Source organism: Opitutaceae bacterium, assembly GCA_041395105.1.
Taxonomy (GTDB): domain Bacteria; phylum Verrucomicrobiota; class Verrucomicrobiia; order Opitutales; family Opitutaceae; genus B12-G4.
The window spans coordinates 281,684-295,779 of the sequence record JAWLBB010000002.1; the positions used below are offsets into that span (position 1 = coordinate 281,684).

The window sequence follows — 14,096 nt, forward strand, 5'->3', positions numbered from 1 at the left end:
CGACACCTAAAACCAGCGGATTGCATGGGGCAGGATAATTCAAAGGGCCAGACACCGCGGCATGTCGCCATCATCATGGATGGCAATGGTCGCTGGGCGAAGGAGCGCGGCTTGCCGCGTCTGGAGGGTCATCGCCAGGGCGGAAACGCGATACGCGAAGCCATGGAAACCTGCCGCGAGCTGGGTATCCGCTACCTGACGGTCTTTGCCTTTTCCGTCGAGAACTGGAAACGACCTCAATCGGAAATCGACGGCCTGATGAAACTCCTGGTCCGGTCCATCAACCATGAGCTCCCCGATCTGGTCCGCAAACGGGTCCGGCTCCGGACGATCGGCGAGATCGAGGATCTGCCGCCCAAGACGCTCGCCACCCTGAAGAAGGCGATGGCGGCGACGGCCCAGTTCGAGGACTGGAATCTCATCGTCGCCCTGAACTATGGATCACGAAGCGAAGTGGTCCGCGCGGCGGTTGAATTCTCGAAAGCCGTCGCCCGCGGTGAAGAGGACCCGGATACCTGCGACTGGTCGCGTTTCTCCCGCTACCTCGACACGGCCGACATCCCGGACCCCGACCTGCTTATCCGGACTTCGGGCGAAACCCGCTTGAGCAATTTTCTCCTGCTGCAGTGCGCGTATGCCGAAATGTTCTTTTCTCCCGTTTACTGGCCCGATTTCTCCAGGGATCATTTTCTCGAGGCGATCGACAATTACCGGAAGCGGGAACGCCGTTACGGTCTGACCGGCGAGCAGGTGCGGCGACAACCCGCCGTGCTCAAGCCCTGATATTCTCGACGTGACCAAACGGATTCTCAGCACCATCGGCCTCTGGGCGCTCGCGATCTTCGTCCTCACCACCTTCCGGCTCGATGGTGTTGTCTGGATGCTCGCGGTCGTCGCGGTCGCCGCCCAGCACGAACTCTATTGCATGTTCGAGAAGATGGGGGAACGGCCCTTCCATTTTCTCGGTCTTGCCCTGGGGTTGATCATGATTGTCGCGCCCCACTACACCCACTCCTTCTATCCGCACGGCGAGAAGCGTGGTCTCGAGGCCGGCATCATCGCCGTTTGCATCGTCGTCGCCTGCGTCCGGATCATGCGGGAACGCGATGGCAGCAATCGCCTCGAGACGCTCGTCTTCACCGTCTTCGGCCTCGTCTTCATTCCCTTCATGCTGCACTTCCTCGTGCGGGTGACGGCTCTCCCGGCCGACCCGGCCGAGGGTCTGATGCTCGTGCTCTGGCTGGTGGCGGTGACCAAATTCTGCGATGTCGGGGCCCTCCTTTCCGGCATGGTTTTCGGCCGGCACAAACTGGCGCCGCACGCCAGCCCCAAGAAGACCTGGGAAGGGGCGGTCGGCGGCGTCGCGATCGCCGCCGGGGTGGGCTCGGCTCTCATTCTCATCTTCCCCGACTTTTTCCCCGATTCGCTCACACCACTCATCGGTGCCCTCGTCGCCGTGCCGGTTGCCTCGGCCGGCATCATATCCGACCTGATCGAGTCGATCATCAAGCGGCGGGCGGAGGTCAAGGATTCGGGGAAGTTCATTCCGGGCATTGGAGGGGCCTTCGACCTGGTCGACAGCCTGATCCTGAGTTCGCCGGTCGCCTACCTCCTCCTGCGGGCGGTTATCTGATCCGATGAGCCCAAGGAAACGGATCCTCCTGCTCGGGGCCACCGGATCGATTGGCGCGAGCACCCTGCAGGTAATCGACGCCCATCCGGACAAACTGGAACTGGTCGGAATCGCCGCCCGCCGCAATACCGATGCTCTCGCCGCCATAGCGCGGAAGTACCGGGTCCGGGATGTCGGTTTTTTTGCCGCCGAGGCCGCTTCGGAGGCGTCTTCCCAGAATCGCTATCCACCCTCAACACGCCTCTATGGGGGCATCGACGGAATCGAGGAACTGGCCGCCCTCCCCGAGGCCGATCTGGTCGTCATCGCCGTGGTCGGGACTGCCGGCCTAAGGCCCACCCTGGCCGCCATCCGGGCCGGCAAGACCATCGCCCTGGCCAATAAGGAGACCCTCGTCCTGGCCGGCGACTTCGTGACCCGTGCCGCCACCGCCGCCGGAGTGACCATCCTCCCGCTCGACAGCGAACACAACGCTATCTTCCAATGCCTTCAGGCCTCCGCTCCGGGGGATCTCCGCCGGATTCTCCTGACCGCTTCCGGCGGCAGTTTTCGCGACCGATCGCTTGAGAGCCTGCACCGGGTGACCCCCGAGGAAGCGCTCAAGCATCCCAATTGGTCGATGGGAGCCAAGGTCACGGTGGACTCCGCCACCATGGCCAACAAAGGACTCGAAGTGATCGAAGCCCGTTGGCTTTTCGGCCTGCCGTCAGCGGCAATCGATGTGGTGATTCATCGACAGAGCATCGTGCATTCGATGGTGGAGTTCATCGATGGATCCGTCCTCGCCCAGTTGGCCCCGCCCTCGATGACCTTTGCCATTCAGCATTCCCTGCTCTACCCTGAGCGGGCCAGCCCCACCCTGCCGGGTATCGACTTCACCGCAGCCATGCGCCTGGATTTCGAACCCCCCGATCACACCCGCTTTCCCTGCCTGACCCTGGCCCGTGAGGCGCTCGAAGCCGCCGGGGTCATGCCGGCCGCTTTCAATGCCGCCAACGAAGTGGCCGTCGCCGCCTTCCTTGAAGAGCGGATCGGGTTCCTTGAAATCCCGTCGATAATCAGTAGAACGTTGGAGAAGATGCCCAATCCGGAACCCAAGTGCCTTGACGATGTCCTCGAAGCCGACCGAATCGCCCGCTCCCTCGCGAGCCACCGGGCGGCACGATCAACCTCCCGCCGGCCCCTGAATGACTGATCTCGCCACCTCCATTTTCTCCAATGTCTGGTCGATCGCCCTGATCGTGCTTTTCTTCGGAGGTTCCATCTTCGTTCATGAACTCGGCCATTTTCTGGCCGCCCGCCGCCGTGGACTCAAGATCGAGCGCTTTTCCATAGGCTTCGGCCCCAAAATCGTCGCCTGGAAGCGGGATGGCATCGAGTATCGGATTTCCTGGATCCCGTTTGGAGGGTACGTCGCCCTTCCCCAATTGGCGGACATGCGTGGAATCGAAGGCGATGCCTCCGAGGATCCCCTGCCTCCGGAGCCCATCAGTTATGCATCGAAGATGATCGTTTCGGTCATGGGTGCCGTCTTCAACATTCTCTTCGCTATCTGCCTTTCCGTGGTCATCTGGCAGTTCGGGCTTCCCACCACCGCCTTGCAGACCACCACCCGGATCGGCTATGTTTTTGATACCCTCGCCCTCCCCGACGGATCGGAAGTGACCAGCCCGGCGCGGTTTGCCGGACTCCGCGAGGGTGACCGGATCACGGCGATCGATGGAAAGGCCGTCGACGACTGGAGTTCACTCCTTCAGACGCTTGTTTCCGGAACGGGCCGCGATGCCTACGGACAGCCCAAGACCAACCTGACAATCGAACGCGACCAGGAGACTCTGTCGATCGATGTCTACCCGCGCGTCTCCGGCGAAGACAGTGTCCGACGGATCGGGATCACCCCGGCGGAGCCCCTCATCATCGGCGGCACCCTCAAGGGTTCGCCGGCCGCTGCCGCCGGTCTCAAGCCCGGAGACGTCATCCAGGCGATCAACGGCCAGCCGGTCTACTCGCGCTATCGGCTCAAGTCCGAACTGGAGGCCGGACGGGATCTCGCCATCCCGTTCACCATCGCCCGAGGGGAGGAAACCATCGTCATTCCCATCCGTCCGGCCGAGATCCAGATAGGAAAAGACGGCTCGAAAGCCATCTCGATCGGTGCCCAATTCGACCTCCCGGTCACCTACGTTCACCCGACCCCGTGGAAACAGATATCGGACAATTTCGTCATCATGTACCGCATACTCTCCGGTCTGATCAACCCCCGTTCGGACCTGGGCATCGGCCACATGAGCGGGCCTCCGGGCATTGCGCGCATCCTCTACGAAACCGCCCAAGTGGACGTCCGCCTCGTCATCTGGATCACCATCATCATCAACGTCAACCTGGCCTTCTTCAACCTCCTGCCCATTCCCGTTCTGGACGGAGGGCACATGCTCTTTGCCACCATCGGCAGACTCCGTGGCCGGGCCCTGCCGCCCGGATTCGTGGCTGCCGCCCAGAGCACCTTCATGATTCTCCTCTTTTCCCTGCTCATCTACGTCAGCTTCAAGGACGTCGGCCGGTGGTTCCGGGACAGCCGGGAGGAGCAGGAATACCGGACGAACACGGTGGAGCCGGTATTTGAGCCGGCGGCGTCCCCGACGCCCGGGAACACGGAAAACTGACCATGGGCTACTGCGAGTCGCGTTACCAGACGGTCCGCCGCAAAACCACCGAGGTGATGGTCGGGGACATCGGGATCGGCGGAAGCCACCCCATCCGTATCCAGTCCATGACCACGAGTGACACCCAGGATGTGGCTGCCACCGTCAGACAATGCGTGGCCCTGGCCGAAGCCGGTTGCGAGATCATCCGGATCACCGCACCCAACGTGACGGCCGCCCGCTGCCTCCGGGACATCCGGCGCGACCTCCAGAAACACCGGATCTACACTCCGCTTGTCGCCGACATTCACTTTCTGCCATCCGCCGCGCTTGAGGCGGTCGAGCACGTGGACAAAGTGAGAATCAATCCCGGCAATTACGCCGACCGCAAGAAGTTCGCCGTCCGCGAGTATTCAGACAGCCAGTACAACGAGGAACTGGGCCGGCTGCACGATGCCTTCACCCCCCTGGTCAAGCGGTCGAAAACCCTCGGTCGCTCGATGCGGATCGGGACAAATCACGGCTCCCTCTCCGACCGTATCATGAACCGTTACGGGGATACCCCCCTCGGCATGGTCGAGTCCGCCCTCGAGTTTCTCCGCATTGCCGAGAGTCACGACTACCACCAGATCGTGCTCTCCATGAAGGCGAGCAATCCCAAGATCATGATCCAGGCCTACCGCCTGCTGGTCGAACGGATGGCCCTCGAGGGGATGCATTACCCGCTTCACCTTGGGGTGACCGAAGCGGGCGACGGCGAGGACGGCCGGATCAAGAGCGCGATCGGAATCGGCAGCCTCCTGCTCGACGGCCTCGGCGACACCATCCGGGTCTCCCTGACCGAAGATTCTGTCCACGAGATCCCGGTGGCCCGGGCCATCGCCGACAAAGCAATGATCCTCTGGCAGGGACCGGCGGCCCCGGATGGCCTGACCACCGACTCGGTCAACCCCTACCAGTACAACCGCCGACCCGTCACCACCGTGGATCCGGGCTATGATCTGCCCATCGGAGTCGATCACCCCCCACGGGTAATTGTGCCGATCACCGACGCCCTGGCCGACCCTGCAGCCTGGGCACGACAGATCGGTCCAGTCCTGGCCCGGCTGCGCGACACGCCACCGGAAGGCGTCTTCATCGAAGTCACTCCCGGATCCGATCTCGGCGCGTTGAATGCCCTCCTCTCGACAGCCCACGCCCACCGGCTCTTTCCCGTCCTCGGTTGCGGATCGGACACCGATTGGAGACAGTTGCTCGCGGCGATCGGGAATCCGCCGGGTCGGGGTGCCGTTCTCCTGCGTCGATTGGATTCGGCCGACGAACCGGAGTTGACGGATTTTCTCCGGGAGACTGAACGGGCCGGGTGCCGGATTGCGCTCGAACTCGAAGCTTCCGTGGTGGGATCGCTGGCTCCTGTCCTTCGGCGGCATGCCTCGCAGTGCCTGTTCATCACCCCCGTTCAGGCGACCCGGGGCGCTTCGTCCCGCCACCAGACCGGTCGCTATCGTCTGTTGGCTGAAATGATGAGGCAGACCGAGCTTGACCTTCCCATCTGGATCCGCGCCACCGCCGGAACCTGCATCCATCACGAGGAAACCTTCCTCAGTCGGCTTGTCGAAGGCAGCATCCTGACCGGTTCCCTCCTCTGCGACGGCATCGGTGACCTCGTCAGTTTCGAGGACGAGACGGATTTCACCCGATCGGCCAAAGTCGCCTACAATCTGCTGCAGGGTGCCGGCGCCCGCATCTCAAAGACGGAATTCGTGGCCTGTCCCAGTTGCGGTCGCACCCTTTTTGACCTCCAGACCACGACCCAGCGGATACGCGAGAAAACCAGCCATCTCAAGGGCGTCAAAATCGCCATCATGGGCTGCATCGTCAATGGACCCGGTGAGATGGCCGATGCCGATTTCGGATATGTGGGAGGCGCCCCCGGCAAGATCAATCTCTACGTGGGCAAGGAGTGTGTCCAATACCATATTCCCTCGGCCGAAGCGGATCAGCGGCTGATCAGCCTGATCAAGGAGCATGGCAGATGGATCGACCCAGAGCCGGAGCCGGCAGCCATCGACTGAGGCGATGCGAATTTGCCCTTCACCCACTTGGGCGAAATGCCGTTGAAGACCTGCCGGCGGCCACCTGCGACCTTCCCCGCCGACTGAGGGAATTGTGAATCTGCGGGAACCGCCGACGCCGCCCAAGGTCACAGGGAGGCCGCGGTTTGACCTGCCGGCTTGTCATTCCGAGCGATTCCGTCTACTCTGAAAAATCCATGATCTACGACCGCCCATACATGCGGAACGACTTCGGTCGACGGGAAGCGTCGATCCTTGGGTGGATCATCGGCATCTCCGTGGCGGTTTTTGTGGCCCAGAATGTCTTCGAGGTCTGGTTCAAGAGCCCGGTCATGACGCGGTATCTGGCGCTCTCTCCCCGGAACATCGAGGACGGGTTTTTCTGGACCGTGCTCACCTATGGATTCCTCCACGGCAACATTGTCCACATCCTGTTCAACCTGCTTTTCGCCTTCTTCCTCGGCCGGGAACTGCTTCCACTGCTCGGCCCGTCCCGATTTGTCGGGCTTTACCTGGCCTCCATTCTCGTCGGCGGGCTTTCCTGGCTGTCCATCAGTTTTACCCATACCGACGGCATCCTCCTCGGTGCCTCCGCTGCCGTCTTCGGGCTTCTGACGGTATTTGCCTGCTTTTTCCCGAACAAGCCGATCACTTTTCTCCTGTTTTTCATCGTTCCCATCACGGTAAAGCCCAAGCACCTGATCCTTTTCTTCCTGGCTGTTGCCGTCTTCGGGCTTCTCTTTCTCGAGCTGCAGGGCGGCGGGGGAGTGGCCCATTCCGCCCACCTGGGTGGAATGCTCACCGGCTGGCTCTATTTCCGTTATGTCCACCAACGAACCGAGGTCCGTGGCTCCACCCATCCCCGGGTCGAGCTTCCCAAATGGTTTCGGACGAAGAAAACAACCCCAATCAAGACCAAGTACCAGGTCAATCTGTCCAAGCCCGACGACGTCCGGGCCGAGGTCGACCGGATTCTCGACAAGATCAATCACTCGGGCTTCGGCACCTTGACGGATTACGAGAAGAAAGTCCTTGACGAAGCCCGGGATATCCTGAATCGCCGCTGAAGGCTTCCTCCCCGGACGGTCCCCTCACCTGCTCTTTCATCATGATTCTGCGTCTCTCCATCATTCTGGTTCTCATTGTCCTGAGCTACGCCCACGCGGAAGAGGCGCCGGTCCGCAATTTCACCGAGACCAAGGTGATGAGCGACGAAACCCGTCTGGTCGTGCAGCTTCTTGAAACCGTTCACTACAAGAACGAGCAGATGGAGCAAAAGGCATTCCAGACCCTGCTGACCGACTACATGGCCCAGCTGGACACCCACCACCTCTTTTTCCTCGATTCCGACCGGGACTATTTCCTCAAAACCTATGCGCGGAGCATCGGAAACGAACTCCGAGAAAACGGCAGCCTCGAGGCCCCCTTCCGCATCTACGCCACCTACCACGCCAGGGCCGTCGAAAGGATTGACTGGATCCTCAGCCAACTGGACGGACCATTCGCGTTTCCGGAGGACGGTTCCCATCGCGTCGTCCGCCCGGAAGGGGCCGCGGCCGATGCAATCGCCTTCGATTTCGACACCGCGGAGGAATACATCTTCGATCGCAGCGAAGCGGAATGGCCTTTAACCTCCGAACAATCGGACGACCTCTGGCGCCGTCGCATCAAGTTCGAACTGCTGGAGGATCTTCTCAACGAAAAGACAATCGAGGAATCACGGGATACCGTCCGCAAACGCTACGAACGCCTCGCCAAGAATCTCGACGAAATCGGAGAATCCGAAATCCAGGAGCTCTTTCTCTCGACGCTCGCCCGGATGTACGACCCGCATTCGACCTTCTTTTCGGCCGATACACTCGAGGATTTCAGCATCTCGATGCGGCTCTCCCTCGTCGGGATCGGAGCACTTCTGGCCAACGAAGACGGCTATTGCGTCATCAAGGAACTCATCCCGGGCGGCCCCGCTTTCCTGAGCAAGCAACTCAAGCCCAATGACAAGATCGTCGAGGTCGCCCAGGGTTCCGGCGAATCGACCGACGTCATCGGGATGAACCTCCGAAAGGTGGTCAACCTCATCCGGGGAGACAAGGGCACGGAGGTACGCCTGACCGTCCTGCCAGGTGATGCGACGGACTCGTCCGTTCGCAAGACGGTCGCCCTGCAACGCGATGTCGTTCAACTGAATGCGAGTCGGGCCAGTGCGGAAATCATCGAGGTACCCGGGCCCTCCGGCCCCGTCTCCGTCGGAGTGATTGATGTTCCATCGTTTTACGGACCGGTCGAAGAGGAGGATCTGAAGGAGGAGGATCGTCGATCCGCCACCCAGGATGTCGAGGAACTCCTGGGCAAACTCGAGGTTGCCGGCGTGGAAGGCATCATCCTGGATCTGCGCCAGAACGGCGGTGGACTGCTCTCCGAGGCCGTCGACATGACCGGTCTCTTCATCCGACAGGGTCCGGTTGTCCAGGTCCGTGACTCCAACGGCCAGATTTACGTCAAGCCCGACCTCGATCCCAAGATCGCTTACAACGGCCCCCTTCTGGTCCTGACTTCCCGGTTCAGCGCCTCGGCCTCGGAGATTGTGGCCGGCGCCCTCCAGAACTACGGTCGAGCCCTCATCATCGGCGACAGTTCCACCCACGGGAAAGGCACCGTTCAAGCCGTTCTCGAAATGAAGTCCTTCATTCCCCGGCAGTACTTCTCGGATGCCCAGAAGACCGGCGCGGCCAAGCTTACCGTGCAGAAGTTTTATCTGCCCAACGGTTTCTCCACCCAGAACAAAGGCGTGATCCCCGACGTGGCTCTCCCGTCAATCGATGACTACCTGCCGATTGGCGAGTCCGATCTGCCCAATGCCATGGCCTGGGACACGATCCGTCCAGCCCGGTTCAGCGGTTTCTCCCTGCGACCCGATCTGTTGACCAGTCTGAAGGAACACTCGACCGAACGTCAGAATTCGCTGGAGGAATTCCAATTTCTCAACCGCCGGATCAACTGGTTCCGCGCGAAACAGGACGAGAAGGCGATCTCGCTCAACCTCGAAACCCGGCGAACCCAGAAGGTCATCGACGAAGCCTTTCGCGAGGAGATGGACGCCGAGCAGACAAAACTGGCCGATCTGAATTATCCCTCCACCGAAGTCCTCCTGGATTCCGTAATCAAGGACAAGGACTCCGAATCGACCGAGGTGGCGGCGGTTGTCTCACCGGACCTGCAGACCGATGATGAATCGGGTGATGGCTCGACGGCCGACGAAGACAAGTCTCCTCCCGCGTTTGACATCCATCTGCGCGAGAGTCTGCGCATCCTCGTCGACGCCCTCGGCAGCTCCCGAAATCCCGAGGATTGGGTGCAGGTGGAAACGCTGACCGCCCAGCGCGAGACGATCCCTTCCGCCGCCCTCCGCTGAGCCTTCGCAACGGTGGAACTCCGGCCCGTCCAACCGGCGGGGACTAACCGCCAGCCCGCATCCAGAGAAAACGGTCACGGTCACTCCAATCCTTGAGGGATTCGATCCCGATGTAGCCCAGGGATTCGGCTTTCGCCATGAGGCGGGCATGCTGGTGGATTCCGGTCTCGAGGACGAGGTGCCCAGCCGGCTCGAGCCGGACACGTGATCCCTCCATGATCCGCTCGAGGTCGCCGCAACCGTCATCCTCACTGATCAGCGCCATCTTCGGCTCGTGATTGCGCACTTCCGGTGCGGCTGAAGCCCATTCATCTTCCGTCAGGTAGGGCGGATTCGAGACAATCAGGTCAAAACGCTGCCCGACGGGCACCGACGCATACCAATCGGAACGAAGGAAACTCACTCGTCCCTCCAGGGAAGCGGCCTCCGCATTCGAGCGGGCCACCTCGAGGGCATCCGGACTCGCATCGACTCCCAGCACCTCTGCTTCAGGAAAAGCCCGGGCGAGGCAAAGCGCCAGAGCACCGCTTCCGGTTCCCAAATCCACGATCCGCCTCGGCGCAACCTCCAGGCGCTCGCGGATCCGCTCCGCCATCTGTTCAGTCTCAGGTCGCGGCACGAGCACCCGTGAGTCCACCTTCAGCATCAGGTCATGGAACGGAGCGGTCCCCAGAACATACTGAAGCGGCTCCCTCAATCCCCTCCGCCGGACTTTTTCGCGGATCGGAACCAACTCAGGCTCGGTCAGGGGGCGTTCGAACTGCAGATAAAGCTGCATCCGATCGAGGCCCAGGCAATGACCGACAATGAGCTCCGCATTCAGGCGGGGCTGCTCCATCCCCTTGCGCTCAAAAAACTCGGAGGTCTTCCGGACAATCTCGAGAATGGTCAACATCACCCGCGCAGATAGGACGGTCGGGCATTGAGTGCCTCGATCTTGGCCGCACGATCAGCCTCCTGGAGCGCCTCAACCACTTCGTCGAGCGCTCCTTCCATCACCTGCGGAAGACTGTGCAGGGTAAGCCCGATGCGATGGTCCGTCAGCCGGCTCTGCGGGAAATTGTAGGTCCGGATCCGCTCACTCCGGTCGCCGCTCCCGATCTGGCTCCGCCGGTTCTCCGCATACTTGGCCCGCTCCTCATCCTGCTTGAGTTGGAGCAGTCGGGACCGCAGGACGGTCAAGGCGCGATGGCGATTCTTGATCTGTGATCTCTCTTCCGCGCAGGTCACGATCATCCCGGTTGGCTTGTGGAGCACCTGAACAGCAGAGTCCGTCGTATTCACACCCTGCCCACCCGGTCCGCTCGCGCGGGCCACCGTAATCTCCAACTCCGACATATCCAGTTCCACATCCACCTCCTCCGCTTCCGGCAAGACCGCCACGGTCACGGTGGAAGTGTGGATCCGCCCATTCGCTTCCGTTTCGGGAACCCGCTGTACCCGGTGAACGCCGCTCTCAAACTTAAGAAGCCGGTAAACATCGACCCCCTGGACCTCGAAAATGACCTCCTTGTAACCGCCCCGGTCGGTCAGCGAGGCATTCAGGTGATTCACGGTCCACTTCTGGGTCTCGGCAAACCGGGTGTACATCCGGAGCAGTTCTCCGGCAAAAAGCGAAGCTTCGTCGCCGCCCGCCCCGGCGCGGATCTCGACAATCGTATTGCGGGAATCGGTCTCCTCCGGAGGAATCATCCCCACGAGGATCGACTTCTCCAATTCTTCGAGCCGGACCCGCAAACCCGGAAGTTCCGCCTCGGCCATTTCCCGCAACTCGGTATCCTGGGCCGCTCCGCTGACGAGCTCCTCGAGTTCCCGGATCTCCGCCTCTGTCTTCCGCCAGCGGGCATGCCCATCGACCAGATCCTGGAGTTTCTGGTGTTCGCGGGACAGCGCCGCGGCCCGCCGCGCGTCGGAAAAGAACGAAGGTTCCGCCATCGCGGCATCAAGTTCTTCGAGTCGGCGGACAAATGGCGTGATATCTGGAACAGAGGGCATAAAAGACACTCAATTAAGTCGATGAAGAGACGGGGTGCAAATTGCGCATTGCTTCAGCCGAAACCCACGGCTTTGCTCTGATGCGGTGAAACCCTAACGGTCCGGAGCGGCAAAATGCCCCCGGCACCCGTCTGTCGCTATGGCCACCGTACTCTTCACTCAAAACATCATCGCCTGCGTCTGGGACTTTGACAAGACTTTGATCCCGGGATACATGCAGGGCCCTCTCTTCAAGCGGTTCGGCATCGACGAGGGGAACTTCTGGCTCGAGGTCAACAGCCTGAGCGAACTCTATCGCGAACGCGGCTACCACGTCTCCGGTGAGACCGTCTACCTGAACCACCTGCTTTCCTGCGTTCGAAACGGTCCGATGAAGGGTCTGAACAACCGGATTCTCCGGGAATGCGGTCGCGACATCGAGTTCTACGAGGGTCTTCCCGGATTCCTGCAGGATCTCCGCGAATTCGTCCGGTCCCGACCCGAATACGTGAAGCAGGATATCCGGCTGGAACACTATATCGTGAGCACGGGACTCGCCGAGATGATTCGTGGCAGCGCCATCGCCCCGTTTGTCAATGGGATCTGGGGCTGCGAATTCATCGAGAATCCGATCCCGCCCGGTTTCCTCCAACAGAAGGAGCTGGCCATCGATCCGAACCTGGAGATCAGCCAGATCGGCATGATGGTCGATAACACGACCAAGACCCGGGCACTCTTCGAGATCAACAAGGGAACAAACAAGAACCCGTCCATCGACGTCAATGCCGACATCAAGCACGAAGACCGCAGGGTTCCTTTCCAGAACATGATCTATATTGCGGACGGCCCCAGCGACGTTCCCTCCTTCTCGGTCGTCAAGAAAAACGGCGGGCGCACCTACGCGGTCTACCGCCCGGGTTCGATGGAAGAGTTCGAACAGAATGACCGGCTCCTCCAGGTCAATCGGATCCACGCCTATGGCCCCGCCCGCTACCTGCCGGACAGCAATACCTCGATGTGGCTGAAGATGCATATCCAGGCCATCTGCGACCGTATCGTGGCCGACCGGGAGGCCAACTTCGCCCTCCGCGTGGCCAAACCTCCCAAACACCTCAGCTCGAGCCCGTCGGATGCGGAAGGCGCTGACGACAGGGAGGAATCCGTCCAGCAGGACACCTTCCTGTAGGGCTGTCCTGCACTCTTTTTCGCCTCTTGCCCTGCCAGCGAATCGATTGACTCGAAGGTGGGGCGCGACTCGTGCCCGCTTCTGGACAAACGGTCCCGGCAATCGCTTCAAGAGGTGCAGGCCCGCTGCGCCGCGGAAAGGTGACTCCTGGCGCTGATCTGGCAGGTCGGCAACAGCCTCACCCGCCGGTGGACTCCAGCCGGGCCATGACAGTCCGCCGGTCCCTCTGCAAGATCCTCGCCGTCGCTGCGCCATGCCTCTGCCGGCGAGGACCGGCCACCCTCGAGGCGACGGCCCGGACGGCCTGAACACCCCGAATCCGCTGAATTTTCCTTGATCGAACGCTCATCCGTTCGCTATAGCCAACAGCCTTCATTCCACGGACCCTCCCCGCAGAATTCCCGGGAACCTCCATCGGGGTCCCTGGTCCAAAGAATCCCTTCAGCTGAATCACTCCATAATGGTTACAGTCAAGAATCTGACCAAGGAATTCGGACCGATCCGGGCCGTCGACAACATCTCCTTCGAGGTCTCCAAGGGCACCATCCTCGGGTTTCTCGGGCCGAACGGAGCCGGCAAATCGACCACCATGAAGATGGTGACCGGGTTTATCAAACCCACCTCGGGAACCGCTCTTGTCGCCGGTTTCGACGTCCGCACCGAACCGGTCGAAGTCAAGAGACGGATCGGTTACCTGGCGGAGAGTTCACCCGCCTACGGCGAAATGACAGTTCTCGAGTTCCTCGATTTCGTGGGCGAATGCCGCGGCCTGAATGATCGCGAAAAACGCGGGAAACGCATCGAGGAAGTCGTCGGCCTCTGTCACTTGAGCACGGTCCGCAATCAGCCGATCGAAACCTTGAGCAAGGGCTACAAGCAGCGTGTCGGCTTCGCCCAGGCCGTCATCCACGACCCTCCGATCCTCATCCTCGACGAACCGACCGACGGTCTTGACCCCAACCAGAAGCACGAGGTCCGCAAGATTATCGGAGCAATGGCCGAGAACAAGGTCATCATCCTCTCCACCCATATCCTTGAAGAGGTCGATGCCCTCTGCAACCGCATCATCATCATCGCCAACGGCCGGGTCATCATCGACAATACCCCGGAGGCGATCAAGGAAGAGCACGGAAACCGCCTCGACGAGGTCTTCCGCAAACTGACGCGCTGAGGG

11 protein-coding genes are annotated in these 14,096 nt (G+C 61.1%); 9 read left to right on the forward strand and 2 right to left on the reverse strand.

Translation table 11 applies throughout. From position 1 onward, the window contains the following. Window positions 1-24 precede the first annotated feature (24 nt). From uppS to R3F07_08040, 7 genes are all read left to right on the forward strand, one after another. A complete protein-coding gene (uppS, locus tag R3F07_08010; GenBank protein ID MEZ5276308.1) occupies window positions 25-783 on the forward strand; it encodes a polyprenyl diphosphate synthase in 759 nt (252 codons plus the stop codon). Window positions 784-793: 10 nt separating this feature from the next. Continuing rightward, window positions 794-1,633 carry a phosphatidate cytidylyltransferase gene (locus tag R3F07_08015; protein MEZ5276309.1) on the forward strand — a complete coding sequence of 280 codons (840 nt, stop codon included), beginning with the start codon at window positions 794-796 and terminating at the stop codon, window positions 1,631-1,633. A gap of 4 nt (window positions 1,634-1,637) precedes the next feature. Next, complete coding sequence (locus R3F07_08020; GenBank protein MEZ5276310.1) at window positions 1,638-2,828, forward strand: 1-deoxy-D-xylulose-5-phosphate reductoisomerase; 1,191 nt, start codon at window positions 1,638-1,640, stop codon at window positions 2,826-2,828. Then, window positions 2,821-4,296, forward strand: coding sequence for an RIP metalloprotease RseP (gene rseP / locus R3F07_08025; GenBank protein ID MEZ5276311.1), 1,476 nt, complete (start codon window positions 2,821-2,823; stop codon window positions 4,294-4,296). The genes R3F07_08020 and rseP overlap by 8 nt, the downstream gene beginning before the upstream one ends. Window positions 4,297-4,298: 2 nt before the next feature. Continuing rightward, entirely contained in the window at window positions 4,299-6,350 is a 2,052-nt protein-coding gene (gene ispG / locus R3F07_08030; GenBank protein MEZ5276312.1) for a (E)-4-hydroxy-3-methylbut-2-enyl-diphosphate synthase, read from the forward strand. 197 nt (window positions 6,351-6,547) lie between these two features. Then, window positions 6,548-7,417, forward strand: a complete 870-nt coding sequence (locus R3F07_08035; protein MEZ5276313.1) for a rhomboid family intramembrane serine protease — start codon at window positions 6,548-6,550, stop codon at window positions 7,415-7,417. Window positions 7,418-7,458: 41 nt separating this feature from the next. Then, the gene (locus R3F07_08040) at window positions 7,459-9,762 is read left to right on the forward strand and encodes a carboxy terminal-processing peptidase (GenBank protein ID MEZ5276314.1); all 2,304 of its coding nucleotides are present in this window, start codon (window positions 7,459-7,461) and stop codon (window positions 9,760-9,762) included. 43 nt (window positions 9,763-9,805) lie between these two features. On the opposite strand, the gene prmC is transcribed toward R3F07_08040, so the two are convergent. Beyond that, window positions 9,806-10,657, reverse strand: coding sequence for a peptide chain release factor N(5)-glutamine methyltransferase (prmC, locus tag R3F07_08045; GenBank protein ID MEZ5276315.1), 852 nt, complete (start codon window positions 10,655-10,657; stop codon window positions 9,806-9,808). Beyond that, on the reverse strand, window positions 10,657-11,757 hold the full coding sequence (prfA, locus tag R3F07_08050; GenBank protein MEZ5276316.1) for a peptide chain release factor 1: 1,101 nt from the start codon (window positions 11,755-11,757) through the stop codon (window positions 10,657-10,659). The genes prmC and prfA overlap by 1 nt, the downstream gene beginning before the upstream one ends. Before the next feature lie 139 nt (window positions 11,758-11,896). On the opposite strand from prfA, the gene R3F07_08055 reads away from it, so the two are divergent. Both R3F07_08055 and R3F07_08060 read left to right on the forward strand, forming a co-directional pair. Further along, window positions 11,897-12,922: a haloacid dehalogenase-like hydrolase gene (locus R3F07_08055; protein ID MEZ5276317.1), complete on the forward strand. Its 1,026-nt coding sequence runs from the start codon at window positions 11,897-11,899 to the stop codon at window positions 12,920-12,922. Between the two features lie 460 nt (window positions 12,923-13,382). Next, complete coding sequence (locus tag R3F07_08060) at window positions 13,383-14,093, forward strand: ABC transporter ATP-binding protein (protein MEZ5276318.1); 711 nt, start codon at window positions 13,383-13,385, stop codon at window positions 14,091-14,093. Window positions 14,094-14,096 lie beyond the last annotated feature (3 nt).

What these genes read in the sequence shown, in the direction of transcription:
- uppS (MEZ5276308.1), top strand. Translation starts at nt 25, where the DNA reads ATGGGGCAGGATAATTCAAAGGGCCAGACACCGCGGCATGTCGCCATC.
- ispG (MEZ5276312.1), top strand. Translation starts at nt 4,299, where the DNA reads ATGGGCTACTGCGAGTCGCGTTACCAGACGGTCCGCCGCAAAACCACC.
- R3F07_08040 (MEZ5276314.1), top strand. Translation starts at nt 7,459, where the DNA reads ATGATTCTGCGTCTCTCCATCATTCTGGTTCTCATTGTCCTGAGCTAC.
- R3F07_08055 (MEZ5276317.1), top strand. Translation starts at nt 11,897, where the DNA reads ATGGCCACCGTACTCTTCACTCAAAACATCATCGCCTGCGTCTGGGAC.
- R3F07_08035 (MEZ5276313.1), top strand. Translation starts at nt 6,548, where the DNA reads ATGATCTACGACCGCCCATACATGCGGAACGACTTCGGTCGACGGGAA.
- R3F07_08020 (MEZ5276310.1), top strand. Translation starts at nt 1,638, where the DNA reads ATGAGCCCAAGGAAACGGATCCTCCTGCTCGGGGCCACCGGATCGATT.
- R3F07_08060 (MEZ5276318.1), top strand. Translation starts at nt 13,383, where the DNA reads ATGGTTACAGTCAAGAATCTGACCAAGGAATTCGGACCGATCCGGGCC.
- prfA (MEZ5276316.1), bottom strand. Translation starts at nt 11,757, where the DNA reads ATGCCCTCTGTTCCAGATATCACGCCATTTGTCCGCCGACTCGAAGAA.
- rseP (MEZ5276311.1), top strand. Translation starts at nt 2,821, where the DNA reads ATGACTGATCTCGCCACCTCCATTTTCTCCAATGTCTGGTCGATCGCC.
- prmC (MEZ5276315.1), bottom strand. Translation starts at nt 10,657, where the DNA reads ATGTTGACCATTCTCGAGATTGTCCGGAAGACCTCCGAGTTTTTTGAG.